Annotated in this window: 17 protein-coding genes; 10 read left to right on the top strand and 7 right to left on the bottom strand. The window is 67.6% G+C overall.

From position 1 onward, the window contains the following. Positions 1–73 precede the first annotated feature (73 nt). The gene (locus tag ACZ6YV_RS42980) at positions 74–307 is read left to right on the top strand and encodes a hypothetical protein (protein ID WP_465515160.1); all 234 of its coding nucleotides are present in this window, start codon (positions 74–76) and stop codon (positions 305–307) included. Positions 308–313: 6 nt separating this feature from the next. Here the strand turns inward: ACZ6YV_RS42980 and ACZ6YV_RS42975 are convergent, their stop codons facing one another. Continuing rightward, positions 314–538, bottom strand: a complete 225-nt coding sequence (locus ACZ6YV_RS42975; protein WP_465515159.1) for a hypothetical protein — start codon at positions 536–538, stop codon at positions 314–316. 297 nt (positions 539–835) lie between these two features. Between ACZ6YV_RS42975 and ACZ6YV_RS42970 the strand changes: the two genes are divergently transcribed. Beyond that, complete coding sequence (locus ACZ6YV_RS42970; RefSeq protein ID WP_465515158.1) at positions 836–1546, top strand: hypothetical protein; 711 nt, start codon at positions 836–838, stop codon at positions 1544–1546. Positions 1547–1814: 268 nt separating this feature from the next. Here the strand turns inward: ACZ6YV_RS42970 and ACZ6YV_RS42965 are convergent, their stop codons facing one another. Beyond that, entirely contained in the window at positions 1815–3470 is a 1656-nt protein-coding gene (locus ACZ6YV_RS42965; protein WP_465515157.1) for a glutamate--tRNA ligase, read from the bottom strand. 171 nt (positions 3471–3641) lie between these two features. Between ACZ6YV_RS42965 and ACZ6YV_RS42960 the strand changes: the two genes are divergently transcribed. From ACZ6YV_RS42960 to ACZ6YV_RS42945, 4 genes are all read left to right on the top strand, one after another. After that, entirely contained in the window at positions 3642–4880 is a 1239-nt protein-coding gene (locus ACZ6YV_RS42960) for a hypothetical protein (RefSeq protein ID WP_465515156.1), read from the top strand. After that, positions 4877–6403, top strand: a complete 1527-nt coding sequence (locus ACZ6YV_RS42955; protein ID WP_465515155.1) for a vWA domain-containing protein — start codon at positions 4877–4879, stop codon at positions 6401–6403. Before ACZ6YV_RS42960 ends, ACZ6YV_RS42955 begins: the two co-directional genes overlap by 4 nt. Then, a complete protein-coding gene (locus ACZ6YV_RS42950; protein ID WP_465515154.1) occupies positions 6390–7163 on the top strand; it encodes a hypothetical protein in 774 nt (257 codons plus the stop codon). Before ACZ6YV_RS42955 ends, ACZ6YV_RS42950 begins: the two co-directional genes overlap by 14 nt. A 157-nt stretch (positions 7164–7320) precedes the next feature. Beyond that, a complete protein-coding gene (locus ACZ6YV_RS42945) occupies positions 7321–7497 on the top strand; it encodes a hypothetical protein (RefSeq protein ID WP_465515153.1) in 177 nt (58 codons plus the stop codon). Here the strand turns inward: ACZ6YV_RS42945 and ACZ6YV_RS42940 are convergent. Further along, on the bottom strand, positions 7444–8385 hold the full coding sequence (locus ACZ6YV_RS42940) for an MBL fold metallo-hydrolase (protein WP_465515152.1): 942 nt from the start codon (positions 8383–8385) through the stop codon (positions 7444–7446). The genes ACZ6YV_RS42945 and ACZ6YV_RS42940 overlap by 54 nt on opposite strands. An 82-nt stretch (positions 8386–8467) precedes the next feature. Between ACZ6YV_RS42940 and ACZ6YV_RS42935 the strand changes: the two genes are divergently transcribed. Both ACZ6YV_RS42935 and ACZ6YV_RS42930 read left to right on the top strand, forming a co-directional pair. Further along, the gene (locus ACZ6YV_RS42935) at positions 8468–9316 is read left to right on the top strand and encodes a LysR family transcriptional regulator (protein WP_465515151.1); all 849 of its coding nucleotides are present in this window, start codon (positions 8468–8470) and stop codon (positions 9314–9316) included. 29 nt (positions 9317–9345) lie between these two features. After that, the gene (locus tag ACZ6YV_RS42930) at positions 9346–9762 is read left to right on the top strand and encodes a hypothetical protein (RefSeq protein ID WP_465515150.1); all 417 of its coding nucleotides are present in this window, start codon (positions 9346–9348) and stop codon (positions 9760–9762) included. A 3-nt stretch (positions 9763–9765) separates the two neighbouring features. On the opposite strand, the gene ACZ6YV_RS42925 is transcribed toward ACZ6YV_RS42930, so the two are convergent. Beyond that, a complete protein-coding gene (locus ACZ6YV_RS42925; RefSeq protein WP_465515149.1) occupies positions 9766–10671 on the bottom strand; it encodes a glutaminase in 906 nt (301 codons plus the stop codon). A 170-nt stretch (positions 10672–10841) separates the two neighbouring features. Between ACZ6YV_RS42925 and ACZ6YV_RS42920 the strand changes: the two genes are divergently transcribed. Beyond that, a complete protein-coding gene (locus tag ACZ6YV_RS42920; protein ID WP_465515148.1) occupies positions 10842–12230 on the top strand; it encodes an amino acid permease in 1389 nt (462 codons plus the stop codon). A gap of 86 nt (positions 12231–12316) precedes the next feature. Here the strand turns inward: ACZ6YV_RS42920 and ACZ6YV_RS42915 are convergent, their stop codons facing one another. Both ACZ6YV_RS42915 and ACZ6YV_RS42910 read right to left on the bottom strand, forming a co-directional pair. Further along, the gene (locus tag ACZ6YV_RS42915; RefSeq protein ID WP_465515147.1) at positions 12317–13801 is read right to left on the bottom strand and encodes a CoA-acylating methylmalonate-semialdehyde dehydrogenase; all 1485 of its coding nucleotides are present in this window, start codon (positions 13799–13801) and stop codon (positions 12317–12319) included. A gap of 20 nt (positions 13802–13821) precedes the next feature. Beyond that, positions 13822–14691 carry a Cgl0159 family (beta/alpha)8-fold protein gene (locus ACZ6YV_RS42910; RefSeq protein WP_465515146.1) on the bottom strand — a complete coding sequence of 290 codons (870 nt, stop codon included), beginning with the start codon at positions 14689–14691 and terminating at the stop codon, positions 13822–13824. A gap of 110 nt (positions 14692–14801) precedes the next feature. On the opposite strand from ACZ6YV_RS42910, the gene ACZ6YV_RS42905 reads away from it, so the two are divergent. Continuing rightward, entirely contained in the window at positions 14802–15551 is a 750-nt protein-coding gene (locus ACZ6YV_RS42905) for a GntR family transcriptional regulator (protein WP_465515145.1), read from the top strand. Here ACZ6YV_RS42905 and ACZ6YV_RS42900 read toward each other — a convergent pair. Further along, on the bottom strand, positions 15531–16982 hold the full coding sequence (locus ACZ6YV_RS42900; RefSeq protein WP_465515144.1) for an APC family permease: 1452 nt from the start codon (positions 16980–16982) through the stop codon (positions 15531–15533). The two genes, ACZ6YV_RS42905 and ACZ6YV_RS42900, sit on opposite strands and share 21 nt — an antisense overlap. Positions 16983–17270: the final 288 nt, after the last annotated feature.

Below are 17270 nucleotides of genomic sequence, written 5' to 3'. Positions count from 1 at the left end.
GGAAATGTCGTTCGTCCGATCCCCTCGGTCACGCTAATCTGGTGGAAACGACTTCATCTGCGGGGGAGCGGACATGGTCGGAATCTGGATAGCGCTCGGGGTACTGGTAGTGGTGATCGGCGTCGCCGTGCTCACCGATCTGCGCGATCGGGGGCGAGGCGGGACCCGCAAGTTCATGTTCCCTAGCTGGGCCACCCGGCGTACGCATTACACGGAGAACGACCTCGTTCACGGGCGGTGGGTGGAGAAGTCGCCGCGCGAGGAGGAAGAGGAGCACCAGCGCAAATACAGGTCGGGCGACGAGTGAGCCGGTCTACGCGACGGGCTTGGACCAGCGCCACGCGGCGTGCAGGACGGCGATGAGGGCTTCATCGTCGGCGAAAGTGGGTACTTCTCCGACAGGGACCCACTTTCGATCGACGACCTCGCCCTGCCGGCTGCACACCACGGAGATCCCGGGGTAGGACAGCGTCGCGCGACCGTCGTCGGCCACGTGGCGGGGTTCCCAACGCAGCTGGACAACGCGATCAGCGCTCATCGACCACAACTTTCCTCACTTGCGTACTGGGTAAGTCGTCCGTCGGGGCCCGTGTGTTTCACGCGATGCGGCCGCCTGCTTGGTGACAAGCTCCTGTTCGCTGCGGATTCCCGCGTCGATTTCGATTCTTTTCGTGAATTCCGCGAAAAGAATCATGTCTCACAATAGGGGTGACCCCGATCACAATGGTCTCTCGGATCGTGAGAACATGGGGAATATGGCTGCCGGATCCTGGAGGGTGAATGCGTCGTCGGCTCGAATCGCTCAGTAGCGAGTTCCCGGGCAAGAGGTGTAGTGATGCGAGACCTTGACGAGTTCGAAGACGGTTTGATCGAGGGGTTCCGGAACCACCCGGCGCTGCGGGGCGTCACCGAACTCTCGCAGGAGGACCTGCAGACCGTCCTGCTGCAGCGCCGCTTCCTGTCGCTGGCCTTCACGATGGCCTACGACCTGGCGATCGACCTGCTCACCGACGAACAGTCCGTCAGGATCGCCCGCGTCATCATCCGGGAGGTGTACCCGGACAACTCTTCGCCCGGCAGCACGCCTTCGCACCGTGAGGACCTGAAGGCGGACATCCTCGCCCTCGGCGTCCCGCGTGAGGCACTGGTGCGGTCACGGCGGTCGCTGGCCACGACGGCCTGCGTCGACACCACCATGGAGCTGGTCGCCTCGGCGGGCGACTCGAAGCACGCCGACGTCGAACTGCTGACGATCCTGCGGTTCTGGGGCGAGGTGCTGGTCTCCGTCGAGTACGGCGAACTGTGGCGCCGGATCGGCCCGGTGCTCGGTGACAAGTCCGTCTTCTACTACCCGCACCACGTGCACGACGCGAAGTCCCGCCCGCTCGCGGCCGCGTCCCCGCTTTCGCCCACGCATTCCGACCGGCTCGGGCTGCGGCTCGTGCAGCTGATCGGCTCGGACGAGGCGCGAGAGAGGTTCCGCGAGACGGAGATGGCCGTGGTGGCGGTCAAGACGGCCTTCTACGACCAGTTCGGGGCCTCGTGAGTGGTAAGGACGGTTAGCGTCTTAGGTACCTACTGGATTCCGGCTACGCCCGATCCCAGGCGCGGTCCGTGAAGGCCTCCTTCCCTACCCTGAAGGTAGGCAAGGGGTCCTTCACACCTTCCCCAAGTACATGAAGGACCCCTTCACTGCGCTAGGCGCAATGAAGGGGTCCTTCACGTACCTCAAGCGGGCAAGGGACCCGGAGCCGAGCAGGTCCAGGGCCTCGTGAGTGGCTAGGACGGTTAGAACGGTCCTAGCCACTCACGAGTCACTCGGCTACGAGACCGGAGAACCGGCCCAGCGTCTCCTCGCGCCCCAGCGCCTGCGTGACCGAGTGCAGGTCCGGGCTCCGGGTCGACCCCGTGATCGCGATCCGGATGATCTGTGAAGCCTCGCGAATGGAGCCGGGGAAGCCCTCGGGGTTCTTCTTCAGCTCCTTGGCGTTCTTCGCGAAGCCGTGCTTCGCGGCGACGTCGCGGATCTGCTGGAACCACTCCTGGCCGTCGTCGAGCTGCTGGTAGTTCCCGACGAAGTCACGCACCACGGCCTGGACGACCTCGCGGTCGACGCCGAGGGCGGTGATCCGCTCGTCGTCGGGGCCGGCGACGGCGGCGTGCAGCTGCGGGAAGAAGAAGCCGTAGACGGCGCGGAACTCGCTCCACTTCTTCAGGTCCTTGCGCGGGTTCTCGGCACCGTCGCGTTCGACGGCGAGCGCCCGGAGCGCCAGTTCCGGCTCGGCGTCAAGGACGGTGACCAGCGCCGGGTCGAACCGCTCCGCCCAGACGCGGACCTCTTCGAGGATCTCGGCGCCGGACAGGGTGGCGATGTGGTCGGCCGAGAGGTCGTCGAGCTTGACCAGGTCGACCAGCGGGCCGGCGACACCGCATTCGTCCAGGTTGATCGGCTCGGCCAGGGCCCGCTCGAGCGGCATTTCGGCGAGCCGTCCGTTGGCGAGGCCGCGCAGGTAGTAGAGGACGGCCTTGGTGGGGTAGCCGGACTCGATGTAGAAGTCGACGCTCGCTTCCGGGTCCTTGCGCTTCGACAGCTTGCGCTTGCTGCCGCCCTCCTGCTTCATCAGCGGCGCGATGTGGGCGTAGGTGATCGGCTCGAAGGCGAGCGCGTCGAACAGCTGCTGGTGCACCGGCACCGACGAGATCCACTCGTCGCCGCGGATGACCAGGTTGACGCGCATGAGGTGGTCGTCGACGGCGTGCGCGAAGTGATACGTCGGCAGCCGCGGGCTCTGGTCGGAGCTCTTGAGGATGACGACGTCGTTGCGGTTGGCCTCGGCCTCCAGCGGGCCGCGGATCGCGTCGGTGAACCGGGCGCGGGCGCCGGTGTCGTCCGGCGCGCGGAACCGTACGACGTACGGGTCGCCGGCGTCGAGCTTGGCCTGGACGTCGGCGGGGGTGGCGTCGCGCCAGATGGCCCACGAGCCGTAGTAACCGGTCGGCAGCTTCGTCGCCTGCTGCCGGGCGGTGATCGCCGCCAGCTCGTCCTTGGTGGCGAAGTCGAGGTACGCGCGGCCTTCGCGGAGCAGGTGGCGGACGTAGGTCAGGTAGATCTGCTCGCGCTCGGACTGCTGGTACGGGCCGTAGTCGCCGCCGCGGTGGATGTCCTCGTCGGCGGCGAGGCCGAAGTAGGAGAAGCCGCGCTCGAACTGGTCGATGGCGCCTTCGACCTCGCGGGACCTGTCGGTGTCCTCGACCCGGACGAGGTAGCGGCCGCCGCTGCGGCGGGCGACGTCCTGGTCGATGGTGGCGACGTAGACGCCGCCGATGTGGACGAACCCGGTCGGCGAGGGGCCGAACCGCGTGACCCGGGCGCCCTCGGGGAGTTCGCGGGCGGGGTATCGCTGTTCCCAGCGCTCGGGCTCGGGCAGGTCGGCGGGGAAGAGGGCGTCGATGACTGCTCGGTCCAGCATGGTGGTTCAGATCTCCCGGCGTCGTGGTGCATGGCGGTTTTCGCCACCGAAGAGAATAGCCGTCCGGCCGCCGGGCCTGGTGAGGGCGGGTCCCGAAGCCGAATCGAGACGTGCTTTTCCGTCGGTGGTCCCCGGTAAAATGGGCTTGCCGGACATTCGGGGAGGAAATCGGTGACCACCGATAGCTCGCTTCGTGAAGAACCCCAGCTCACCATCGGACCGAAACCCTCGGCGTTCTTTCTGCGCCGCCGTTTTCTGCGCAGTTTCGGCCCCGCGCTCGCGCTCGCCGTGAGCGGGCTGATCGTTCTGCTCCTGAGCGGGACGGTCGTGGTGCCCTTCGAACAGACACTGGTCCTGCGCGGCAAGATGGGTTCCAAGTCGGATCTCTTCGAGGACGCGAAGGTCCAGGAAATCCTGATGCGCCACCACATCCGGGTCCACGTGACCAGGACGGGCTCCCGGGACGTCGCCACACACGACCTCAGCCAGTTCGACTTCGTGTTCCTGTCCGGTGAGCCCGCCGCGGGTCTCGTCCGCCGATCCAGAGCGGACCAGTGGACGGGCAGCGCGCGGCAGCCGTTCACCAGCCCGATCGTCCTCGCGACCTATCGCCGCTACGCGGAAACGCTGGCGAGCAAGGAGATCGTCTCGAAACCACCCGGGCAGCAGGAGCCCTTGTACTACACGCTGGACACCGAGAAGTTCATCCAGGCCATGCGGCGGGGACAGACCTGGGACTCGCTGGGCGTCCGGGATTTCGGCTCGGCGAACGGGAACCGGGTACTTGCCCAGACCTCGAACATCTGCGACTCCAACTCGGGCGCGACATACCTGATCCTGCTGGCGTTCCTGGAGAACGGCCGTCAGGTGCCTGTCGTCGATCCGCGCCCGGCCGGTGCGCCCGCGGGGCCACCGGACCTCTCGGCCGCGCAGGCGCTGGCGAACCGGATCAAACCGCTCGTGGCGGCGCAGGGTTTCCCGTCGTCCGACCTGTCCGAGTCCTACGCGAACCTGGCCGAGGGGGACAAGCCGATCGTCGTCATCTACGAGCACCAGTACCTCGCCATGCAGTTGCGGGCCAAGGCACAGAGCGGGCAGCCGGACCACGATCGGGTCCTGCTGTACCCGAAGGACAACATCCTGACGAAACCCCAGTTCCTGGCCCTGAAGCCGGAAGCGGAACGGCTCGGCGAACTGATCACCTTCGATTCCGAGCTCCAGCGTCGTGCGATGGAGCTCGGGTTCGGCGTCGCGACCCCCGCGGGAAGCACGAAAAGCACGCGGCTGTACGAATTCCTCCGCGAACAGGGGCTGACGGCTCCCGAGATCGCGGACAACGACAGCACCACGCCGTTGCCGGACAACCTGGTGCTGGAGCAGATGATCAAGACCGTCGGGGACTGCCCGTGAAGCGGCTCCTCGCGGTCTTGTGCTGTCTGCTCCTGGTGGTCGCCGCCTGCACGAGCGGCGGACAGAAGGTGAAACTGCGGGTGCTGGCCAGCCCGGAACTGGCGGATCTCGGTTCGATCCTCGACGAGCTCCGCGAGGAAACGGGAATTGAACTGGAAATGGATTTCCAGGGAACCGTGAATGAAAGTACGGCCCTCATCCCGGGTAGGGCCGCGCACGATCTCGCTTGGCTTTCCACCGACCGGTTCTTCCAGCTCGACTTCCGGCGGGCCGCGGACAAGGGCGAGCGGCCACTGGGCACCAAGACCATGATCTCCCCGGTCGTCGTCGGGTTGACGCCGGCCAAGGCGGCGGAACTGCGCCGCGGCGAACCGGACAGGAAGCTGTCCTGGGCGGATCTGGCGGACGCGGCGGCGAGTGGCGGGTTCCGGTTCGCGATGGCGGATCCGGCCAAGACGACCAGCGGGCTCACCGCACTCGTCGGGGTGGCGACGGCCGCCGCCGGCACCGGCGCCGCGCTGCGGCTCGAGGACGTGAAATGCGACAAACTCCAGGGCTTCCGCACCGGGCACACGCTCACGGCGGACACCTCGGCCGCGTTGGTCGACAGGTTCGCCGAACGCCGGGACGCCGACGCGCTCATCGGCTACGAGTCCACTTTGCTCACCCTCAACGCGAGCGGCAGGCTCAAGACGCCGCTCGAACTGGTGTACCCGCGTGACGGCATCGTCCAGGCGGACTACCCGATCCTGCTGCTTGACCCGGCGAAACGGGAGGCCTACGACAAGGTCGTCTCGTGGGTCAAAAGCCCGGCGACGCAGAAGAAGCTGATGGACCGGACCCTCCGGCGGCCGATCACCGGCGACGTGGGGCTCGACCCGAGATTGCCCGCCTCGACCGGGAACTCGCTGTACTTCCCCGACGACCCGGCCGTCGTGGACAAACTGCTCGACGACTACGCGGCCCGGGCGCCCGGCCGCGTGATCTTCGTACTCGACTTCTCCGGTTCGATGAAGGGAGCGAGGATCGCCGCGCTCCGGGCGACCTTCGCCGGGCTGAGCGGCGGCCCGGACGGCGGGTTCGACCGCTTCTATCGCGGTGAGCGGCTCACGGTCCTCCGCTTCGGCGGGAAGATACTGGGGGACAAGGAGTTCACCGTCAACGGGCCCCAGGATCTCGACGCGCTGCGGGCCTTCATCGCCACCGACGACTTCGACGGCAACACGGCTGTCTGGGCGGCCCTCGGCGAGGCCTACACGAAGGCCGGCGCTCAGCGTCAGGCCGAACCCGATCGGGCCGTTTCGATCGTGCTGATGACCGACGGCGAGAGCAACACCGGCCCGGGTATCGAAGAATTCCTGCGCACGCCAAGGGATCCCGGCGTGCATACGTACACCATCCGGTTCGGCGAGGCGAACCCCGCCGAACTGGGCCGGGCGGCCGCGGCCACCGGTGGCCGGATGGTCGACGCGAACTCGACGTCCCTGCTCGACGCCTTCAAGGAGATCCGTGGCTGCCGATAATCTGTGGTGGGAAGTCTGGGGAATGTGGCTCGCGGTCTGGGTGCTGACAGCCGCCGCCTTCCTCGTCGCGGCCCTCGTCTACGTCAAACACTGGCGCCGCGCGCGATCCGACGGCGATCAGGGGATGATCCGCGGCATCGGCTTCTACCTGCACACGAAATCCGTGATGGGCCTCTACCAGCTGCATCGCTACAACGAGGCACTGGAACAGGAGGTGGAGAAGCGGCGGAGCCGGGGCTGGCGGTTCTGGGGATCGGGCGGATTCGGCCCGTTGAAAGGGGAATCCGAGCGAACCGACACCGACGAGGAGTTCCGGCGGTACATCCGCAAGGCCGAGCCGATCACGGTGATCGGCATCGTGATGAAGGTGCTGGAGAAGCACCACGACATCATCTACGTCGATCTGGCGAAGCAGGAACTGGCCCACAATCGTGCGCTGGTCAAGGAACTCGGCTGGTCCGACGGTCCCGAGAGCACCCGTCAGCTCAAGACCCGGCTGCGTGGGGTCGAGGCGTTCGTCTCCGTGAAGGGCCTGTTCCGCGAACGCTCACAGACCGAGGCCGAGACGGTTTTCGTCGCACCGTACGGAAATCCGGACGATCCGGCGCGGAGCAGACGGATCCGCTTCACCTGTGTGACCAGCGATCTACGCGATTCCGTGCCCACCGGTGCGTTCCGGGCGCGGTGCCTCGGCAAGGTCGAGGACTGGGATCCCGAAACCGGTGAACTCGTCGTCCATCCCATCGCCATCTTCAAGTAACCTCCCCCGGCCGTCTGCTCCACTTGCGCCATCCGATTGACGCGAGTGGAGCAGACGAAAGCCACAAGTCGCCCATGGCGCTTCGCACTGTCGGCGGACGGGGGTGAACCTGCACGATTTCGGTACCGAACACCGCAGGTTCAGAGGGAGATTTCCGATGAAGACCGTCGTTTCCGACGATATCCGTATGTTCTTCGCCGACTCCGGCATCGACGTCACCGCGGCCGGGCAGGCCGAAGTCGACGTCGTGATCGATCACTTCGACAACTGGAAGAACACGTCAAGCGGAGGTGCCTTCGGCTGCTTCACCGGCGCCTGCTGTCTCATGGCCTGAGTGGTCCGCGCAGAAGCAGCCGACGCCCTTCGCGATCCAATCCTGGCCTTCCCACTCGGGGTGGCGTTCGATCATCAGCGCTTCGACCTCCGCGGCGATGGTCTCTTCGGGGAGAGCCGAGTCGCGTCGCTTCCAGGTCTCGTCGCGCAGCAGTTCGAGGTACTCACGGACGTCGGTCAGGATCCGGCGTCCGGAGACGTCACCATGGCCGGGGACGACGATGTCCGGCCCGGTGGCGGCCAACCGGCGCAGGACTTCGATCCAGCGCCGTCCCGAGACGTCGGTGTCGTACGGCGGGAACCACGGGAAGATCGAGAACTGGCCCGTCTCGACCAGATCCCCGGTGAACAGCACGCCCGCGTCGGGCACGGTCACCACCTGATCGCCCTTGCTGTGGGCGCGCCCGGTCGCCTCCAGCCAGACGACCCGTCCGCCCAGATCGAGGTCGTACGCGTCGTCGTAGACCACGTCCGGGGCGACCAGTTCGACGCCGTCCAGGGCACGGGCGACCGGCGTGCCGAGGCCGCGGAACATTTCGAGATAGCCCGGTCCTTTGTGGACCAGGTCCGCGGCCTGGGCACTGTTGGCGAGATAGGTCGCCTCGTCCGCGAAGACCTGCGCGCCGAAAGCGTGCTCGGGGTGGAAATGCGTCGTGGTCAGATACAGCTTGCGGCCGCGAGCGTATTCGGCCGCGAAGGCGAGCACCTTTTCGGCGTTGCGAGGACCCAGCCCGGTGTCGACGACGAGCACCGAGTGTTCGCCGCCGATGACCCCGATGTTGGGGACGAGGTCGACGCCGAGATTCGGGATCGCCACGAGGTCGCGGGCGATTTCGCGGACCTGGCCGGTGTCGACGGCAGGCTCGTGGGTGAGTGGTTCGAAAGGCATGACCCCACTGTCGCGCCGCGCTCCGCCCGCCGTCCAAGACCGATCTCCTCGGCCCGATACCGGCTGGGTATCATCGCTGGTGATGGAGCTACGTCTGCTGCGCTATTTCGTGACCGTCGCCGAGGAGAGACACTTCGGCCGGGCCGCCGCGCGGCTGCACATGACCCAGCCGCCGTTGAGCCGGGCCATCCGGCAGCTGGAGAACGACCTGGGCGTAGTCCTGCTGCTCCGCTCGGCCGCCGGCGTCGAGCCCACCGCGGCCGGGAACACCCTGTACGCCGAGGCCCGTACCCTGCTGGACCAGGCAGACCGCGCCCGCGCTCGCGTGACGGCGGCCGCGACGTTCACCATCGGCACCCTCGCCGACGGAGCGGGGGAGGCGGGCAGCAGGCTGGCCGCGGCGTTCCGGCAGCGTCATCCCGAGGTCTCGATCCGGTTCCGCGAGGCGGATTTCACCGATCCCACCACCGGCCTGCGCGCCGGGCTGGCCGACGTCGCGCTGACCCGGTCGCCGTTCGACGAAACCGGGATCAGCGTCCGCGTCCTGCGCACCGATCCGGTCGGGCTCGTCCTGCGCAGCGGCGACCCGCTCGCCGGACGTAAGTCGCTCCGGCTGGCCGACGTCGCCGATCGGCCCTGGTTCCAGCTGCCGGAGGGGACGGATCCACTGTGGCGCGCGTATTGGAACGGGGCGGCGCCCCCAGGAGATCGGCCCGCCGGTCCGGTGGTGCGCACGGTCAGCGAATGCCTGCAAGCCGTCCTGTGGAACGGTTCCGCCGGCATCGCGCCACTCGGGCACACCCTTCCCGACGGACTCACCTGGGTGCCCCTGTCCGACATGCCGCCGAGCCCGCTGGTCGTCGCGTGGGTGACCGGGCGGGAGAACCCGCTGATCCGCTCGTTCGCCCGGATCGCGGCCGGCGGGGTGTAGAAGCACCGGCTTCGGGGAAATACCAGGGCATGCCGGACTCACATTCAGAACCCGACGAGGCGACCGTCGACGCCGTCGGAAAGCTGGTCGCCGCACTGGAAACGGTCGAGCAGGCGCGGGGACACCTGTACGCCTTCCATCATCTGACGGGAAGCGCCGACTTCGCGCTCGACGAGGCCGCCGAGGGGCTCGAGAAGGCCGGGCACCCCGAGTGGGCCGAGCGGATCCGGACCGAGCTGATCGGTCTCAACGTGCTGCCGGAGCGATGGACGTTCCGGCTGATCGAAGAGTACGACGACGGCTACTACGCGGCCTTCCGCGGGATGACGCGGGAAGCCACCGGTGACCTCACCGGGGGACGGCGGCATCTGCACGAAGAACGGATCAAGCGGCGGCGCCGGACCGAGGGGCGGCCGGGGCACGAGATGGGCGAGCCCAGCACCTGAAGCTCAGAAGATCGACCAGCCGGTCAGTGTGGTGAACCGGTCCAGCGCCGCGACGCCCGCGACGGAGTTGCCGCGCGCGTCGAGCCCGGGGCTCCACACGCAGACCGCGCACCGGCCGGGGACGATCGCGACGATGCCACCGCCGACGCCGCTCTTGCCGGGAAGCCCGACGCGGTAGGCGAATTCGCCCGCCGCGTCGTAGGTGCCGCAGGTCAGCATCACCGCGTTGACCCGCTTGGCCGCGCTCAGGTCGAGCAGTCTGGTGTCGTCGTTGCGAACGCCGTGACGGGCGAGGAAGACCGCCGAGCGTGCGACGTCCCGGCAGTTCATCGCGATCGAGCACTGGCGCACGTACTGGTCGAGCACGGCGGGCACCGGATGGCGCATGTTCCGGTAGGACGCCATGAAGTACGCGAGCGCGCGGTTGCGGTCGGCGTGCCCGGCTTCCGAGGCGGCGACCTCGGCGTCGATCCCGATGTCCACCCGGCCGCTTTCGTCGCGGAGGAACCTCAGCAGTGTTTCCGCCGCGTCGCCGTGATGCGCCAATTCGTCGGTCACGACCAGCGCGCCGGCGTTGATGAACGGATTGCGCGGGATCCCGTCCTCGTTCTCCAGCTGCACCAGCGAGTTGAACGGGTTGCCGGACGGCTCGCGGCCCACCCGCGCCCAGACGCCGTCGCCGTGGGACAGCGCGAGCGCGAGGGTGAAGACCTTCGACATGCTCTGGATGGAAAACGGCACTTCCCAGTCGCCGACCCCGTGCACCCCACCGTCCACTTCGGCCACCGCCATGCCGAACTGTCCGGGCGCGACCCTCGCCAGAGCGGGGATGTAGTCGGCGACGGCACCGCGGCCGATCTCCGGCGCGACGTCGTCGGCGATCCGGTCCAGCAGCGCTGCGAGGTCCACGGCCGTAGCGTAGGAGGCCGCCCGCGCGCGCGAAGATCGGGGTTCGCCGGTGAATTTGTCAAATCGAAAAGGGAAATACCAGTAAAACCACTAGAGTGACGTCCCGCACACCTTAAGTCTTCCTTAGTACTGTTGGTGACGTGCCGCACACGCTCTAGCGTCTGGCAACCATGGATTCCTCGCTGCTCACCGAAAAAGGTGAAAGCTACTCAAAAGCGCTGGGCAACCGCCAAGTGCAGATGATCGCCATCGGCGGCGCGATCGGCGTCGGGCTGTTCCTCGGTGCCGGCGGCAAGCTCCACCAGGTCGGGCCGTCGCTGGTCCTGTCGTACGCGCTCTGCGGTATCGCCGCCTACTTCGTGATGCGCGCCCTCGGTGAACTCGTGCTGCACGAGCCGACTTCCGGCAGTTTCGTCACCTATGCCCGTAAGTTCATCGGGCCGTGGGCGGGTTTCGTCTCCGGCTGGATGTACTGGGTGAACTGGGCGATGACCGGCATCGCGGAGATCACCGCGGTCGCGATCTACGTGCACAAATGGCTGCCCGACGTGCCACAGTGGATCACCGCGCTGGTCGCGCTCGGCGTGCTGATCGTGGTGAACCTGCTTTCGGTGAAACTGTTCGGCGAGCTGGAATTCTGGTTCTCGGTGGTCAAGGTGCTGGCCATCGTGGTCTTCCTGATCACCGCCCTCGGGCTGGTGCTCACCAGCGCCGACATCGGCGGCACCACGGCCGGTGTGCACAACCTGACCGCCAACAACGGATTCTTCCCGGCGGGTATCGGCATCGCGCTGATGACGCTGCAGGCGGTCATCTTCGCGTACTCGGCGATCGAGGTCGTCGGCATCGCCGCCGGTGAGACCAAGGACGCCCGCAAGGTGCTGCCGAAGGCGATCAACGGTGTGGTCTGGCGGATCGGCGTGTTCTACGTGGGATCCGTGCTGCTGCTGGCGATGCTGCTGCCGTGGCCGTTCTACAACGGCGGGGAGAGCCCGTTCGTCACCGTCTTCACCCGCCTCGGGATCCCGGGTATCGGCGACGTGATGAACGCGGTCGTGCTCACCGCCGCGCTGTCGAGCGTCAACTCGGGGCTCTATTCCACCGGCCGCATCCTGCGCGCGCTGGCGGACAAGGGCGAGGCGCCGAAGTTCGTCGGCAAGATGAGCGGCCGTCAGGTGCCCTACGGCGGCATCCTGTTCACTTCGGTGGCTTACCTGCTGGGCGTGGTGCTCAACTATCTCGTGCCGAAGGACGCTTTCGACATCGCGATCGCGATCGCCTCGCTCGGCGTGATCACCACTTGGGCGACGCTGGTCTTCTGCCAGATGCGGTTGCGCCAGGCGGCGCTGCGCGGTGAGCTGGAACGGCCGTCCTACCGGATGCCGTGGGCGCCCTACAGCGGTTGGGCGACTCTGGGCTTCCTCGCGCTGGTCGTGGTCCTGATGGGCTTCTCCGACGGCGCCGAGAAGATCGCGTTCTACTCGATCCCGGTGCTGGCCGTGGTGCTGGCTGTCGGCTGGCGGATCGTGGGCAAACGGCAGCGGCAAGAAGTGGGCTGACCGGCCTCCCGGATGTCATGAAAGGGTCGTTCCTGACGTTTTTCGTCAGGAACGACCCTTTCATGACACTTGCGCGAGAGCGAGCGTCAGCTGGAAGTGGGGAAGTTGAAACCGGCGGCGGACTGCGGCCACCGCGTCGTGACGACCTTCGCCCGCGTGTAGAACCGCACCCCCGCCGGGCCGTGGATCGGGCTGTCCCCGATGAGGGAGTCCTTCCAGCCGCCGAAGGAGTAGTACGACATCGGCACCGGGATGGGCACGTTCACCCCGATCATCCCCACCTTCACCTCCCGCTGGAACCGCCGCGCCGCCTCGCCGCCGCTGGTGAAGACGGCTGTCCCGTTGCCGTAGGGGTTCGCGTTGATCAGCGCGATCGCCTCGTCCAGGGTGGACACCCGCACGATCCCGAGCACCGGCCCGAAGATCTCCTCGCGGTACGCGGCCATCCCGGTGGTCACGTTGTCCAAAAGGGACGGTCCGACGAAGAACCCGCCCTCGTGACCGGCGACGCGCAGGTCCCGGCCGTCGACCACCACGGTCGCGCCCTGCTCCGCGCCCAGCGCGACGGAGTCGATCACGCGCTGCCGGGCGGCCGCGGTGACGACGGGACCCATGTCGTTGCCGTCGTCGTCGCCGGGCCCGACCTTGATCTCCGCCGCCTTGCGCTTGAGGATCTCCACCAGTCCGTCGCCCGCCGAACCGACGGCGACACCGATGGAGATCGCCATGCACCGTTGCCCGGCGGAACCGAACGCGGCCGCCGTGAGGTGGTTCGCGGCGTATTCGAGGTCGGCGTCGGGCAGGACGACGGCGTGGTTCTTGGCCCCGCCCAGCGCCTGCACGCGTTTGCCGGTGGCCGTCGCGCGTTCGTGGACGTACTTGGCGATCGGGGTCGACCCGACGAACGACACGGCGGCGATGCCGGGATGCTCCAGGATCGCGTCGACGGCGACCTTGTCCCCGTTGACCACGTTGAACACGCCTTCGGGAAGACCCGCATCGGCATACAGTTCGGCGACCAGCCGGGACGCGGACGGCACTCGCTCACTGGGCTTGAGCACGAACGTGTTGCCCGCCGCGATGGCGATCGGGTGCATCCACAGCGGGACCATGATCGGGAAGTTGAACGGCGTGATCCCGGCGACGACCCCGAGCGGCTGCCGGAAGTCGTGCACGTCCACGTCCCGAGAGACCTGGTCGGAGAAGCCGCCCTTCAGCGCCTCGGCGATGCCGCAGGCGTACTCGACGATCTCGCGGCCGCGGACGATCTCGCCGCGCGCGTCGTCGATCACCTTGCCGTGTTCGGAGGAGATGATCCGGGCGAGTTCGTCCTCGTGTTTCACCAGCAACTCGCGGAAGGCGAACATCACCCTGGTCCGCTGCGACAGCGACGAATCGCCCCACGACTCGAAAGCCTTGCCCGCGGCGGCCACCGCGGTGTCCACATCGGACGGTTCCGCGAGGAGCACCCGCGCCCGTGCCTGTCCCGCGGCCGGGTCGTACACCGGAGCGGTACGGGTCGAGCCCGCCGAGGTCGCGGTGCCGTTGATCCAGTGGTCGATGGTCTTCACGCGTTGTCCTCCACGGGTGTTCACAGCAGTCCGACAGCCGTGTCGACGGCCTTGGCGACGTCGCCGTCGTGCGGATACAGCAGGGACCGGCCGACCACGAGGCCTTGCACGGTCGGGAGCGCGAGCGCCCGTTGCCAGGCGGCGAACGCGGCGTCGGGATCCTTGACCTCGCCGCCCAGCAGGACGGCGGGCAGCGTCGAGGCGGCCAGCACGCGCTCCATGTCCTTCACCACCGGGAGCTTCAGCCAGGTGTAGGCCGACGAACTGCCGAGAGCGGAGGCGATGGTGATGGAGCGGATCACGGCCTCGGGGGAGAGGTCGTTGCGCAGGCGGCCGTCGACCCAGTCGGCGAGAAAGGGCTCGACCATCGCGATCAGTTTCCGGCGGGCGAGGTCGTTGATCGCCTTCGCGGTGTTCTCCAGGGCACTCGGCGTCGCCGGGTCGGTCAGGCAGATCCTGGTGAGCGTCTTGCCGCCGTCGAGCCGCATCCGCTCGATCGTTTCGGCGTCGTAGCAGGCGAACCGGTCGTCGATCTCGAAACTCGACCCCGAAAGGCCGGTGCGGTTCATCGAGCCGATGACGGTCTTGCCTTCGAGGACGCCGAGGAGCAGCAGATCGTCGATGATGTCCGGTGTCGCCAGCACGCCGGTGACGCCGGGCCGCTCCAGCGCGAGGCCGAGGCGATCCAGCAGTTCACCGCGGTCGGCCATCGCGAGCGGGTCGGCGCCGACGCTGTTCGCACCGCGCGCCGGATGGTCCGCGGCGATGATCATCGTGCGGCCCTTGTCGTTGAACGGGGATTTCGCCCGGACCCGGGTGGCCGCGGCCGCCGCGATGGCCTCTGGATCGCGCACCCTCGCGGCGACTACCCGGCGTACTGTTTCGGACACCCTTTGTTCCTCCCGGCTCGCGTGGTCCCTCGACCATCGCAAGCACTCGGAGACTTTGTCAAGACATATGGACATAAGGTCATAGCGATCCGTCGCGGTAGGCTCCGCGCATGAAACCGTGGGCGCCCGGCGAGATCGTGGTGGATCCGAACGGCCCGGAGCCGCTGTACTCCCAGGTCGCCCGGCAACTCGGCGCCGCGATCGAAGACGGCAGGCTGCCGAACGGCGCCAGGCTGGACAACGAACTGGACCTGGCCGCGCGACTGCACCTTTCTCGGCCGACCATCCGCCAGGCGATCCAGTCACTGGTCAACCAGGGGCTGCTCGTCCGCAAACGCGGTGTCGGCACCCAGGTCGTCCGTACCAAGGTCGCCCGCCCGCTGCGGTTGAGCAGCCTTTTCGACGATCTCAGCGAACTCGGCGACAAGCCGGAGACCGTCGTCCTGATCAACCGGGTCGAGCCCGCGGACGACGAGGCGATCGAGCACCTCGAGACGCCGGGCCTGACCCACGTCCGGCGGCTGAAGCGAGTGCGCTCGACCGGCGGCGAACCGCTGGCGATCATGAACAACCACCTGCCCGACGGCATCATCGACCCGGCCGACGACGAACTGCGGGACAGGGGCCTCTACCAGTTACTGCGCTCGGCGGGGGTCCGGCTGCACGCCGCCCAGCAGAACGTCGGCGCCCGGCAGGCGACCGAGGAGGACGCCGAACTGCTCGACGAGAAGCCGGGGGCGGCGCTGCTCACCATGCGGCGCACCACCTACGACGACTCCGGCAAGGTCGTGGAATACGGGTGGCACGTCTACCGGGCCTCGCGTTATTCCTTCAACCTCTCATTGACCAACGGCGTCTGACGGCGCGTCTTCGCGTTCCAGGTCGGACTCCAGCGCCGCGTACACCGAGGGACGGAACCGGCGCAGCCAGCCGGCGAGCGCGAGCCCGGCCAGCGCGACGATCAGGAGCAGCCACGGCAGGAGCGGGACGACGCCGTTGCTCGACCCGGCGAGCGTCGGGAAGTTGAGGATGGCCAGCGTCACGATGAGCCCGAGCCCCACCGCGCCCAGCCCGGGGGCGATCAGCGTCTTCACGATCCGGCGGTCCCGGGTCCGGCGGAAGTACACCAAGATCGCCACCGCCGCGAACAGTTGCAGGGTGAGGATGCCGAGGGTGCCGAAGCCGGTCATGCTCGCGGTGAGGTCGGCGACCGGGTCGAGCCCGGAGAGCCGGAACGCCAGCGCCACCACCGAACCGAAGGCCAGCTGGACGATCGAGGCGTAGCGCGGTGCGCCATTGCGCGGACTGGTCTTGCCCAGCAGCCGCGGCAGCACGCCGACCCGCCCCAGCGCGTACAGGTACCGGGTGGCCGAATTGTGCAGCGCCAGCAGCGCCGCGAACAGGCTGACCACCAGGAGCAGCAACATCACCTTGGTCAGCGGGCCGCCGAGATACTCCTGGGCGACCGAGAGCACGAGATCCCCGCTCGACAGGTGCGCGGCGGCCACGTCCTGCGCCTGCTCGGCGCCGATCGCGCTGACCACGGCCCAGGTCGTGAAAGCGGCGAACACCCCGATGAACCCGATGGCGATGTAGGTCGCCTTCGGGATCGTCCGCTTGGGATCCTTGGCCTCCTCGCCGAACAACGCAGTCGCCTCGAAACCGATGAAAGCGTTGGCGGCGAACAACAACGCCAGCCCTCCGGCACCCTGGAACATGACGGACGGGCTGAACGCGGCGAAGGAGAAGCCGTGCCGGAACAGCACACTGAAGTCCATGATCAGCAGGATCGACACTTCGAGGATCAGTGAGACTCCCAGCACCTTCGCGCTGACAGCGATCCCCCGGCGGCTGAGCAGCAGGACCAGCACGACCGAAAGCGCGCTCCAGAACAGCCAATCGAGCTTGAGCCCGAAGACGTCGTCGATCGCGGTGGAGGTAAAGAACCCGCTCGTACCGATCGCGCCCGCCACGAAACAGTTGTAGCCGAGCATCGCGACGAAACCGGCGACCAGGCCCGGCGTCCGGCCCAACCCCTTGACCACGAAGGCGTAGAAGCCACCCGCGCTCGTGAGCACCCGCGACATCTGCGCGTAGCCGACCGCGAACAACAGCAGGACGACCGTGGCCAGCAGGAATGCCGCGACCATCCCGCCGCCGTTCCCGACCGCGATGCCGATGGCCGCGATCACGATCATCCCGGTCAGGGGAGCGACCGCGGCGAGCACGAGGAACACGATGCCTGGCACGCCCAGGACGTTCTTGGCGAGCGACGTGTCGTCACGGCTCATTCGCTGCTCCTCTTGTCGGCTGGGTGGCCAGTATGGGAGTGGTCGGAGGGTCGGGCTTTGCCTTTGCGCGCTCGGCGCTTGTTCGCCCGCGCCTGGTCGTCGTCGGCAGGCGGTGCTGGCTCGGCGTGACTGTGATCCGGGCTTCGGTGTCTCTGTGTCTCTGCTGTCTCTGTCTCGTGAGTGGTAAAGACGGGTTACTAGTCAGCTGGTGGCTAGGTTGGTTGGTAGCCAGGGGTTTCCGGTGATGGCGGCGCGGAGTGCGGTCAGGGTGTTGTGGCCGTTTTTGCG

Source organism: Amycolatopsis sp. NPDC102522 (genome assembly GCF_055584485.1).
The sequence above is the reverse complement of the archived record's forward strand: the minus strand, read 5'-3'. Positions and strand labels throughout refer to the sequence as shown.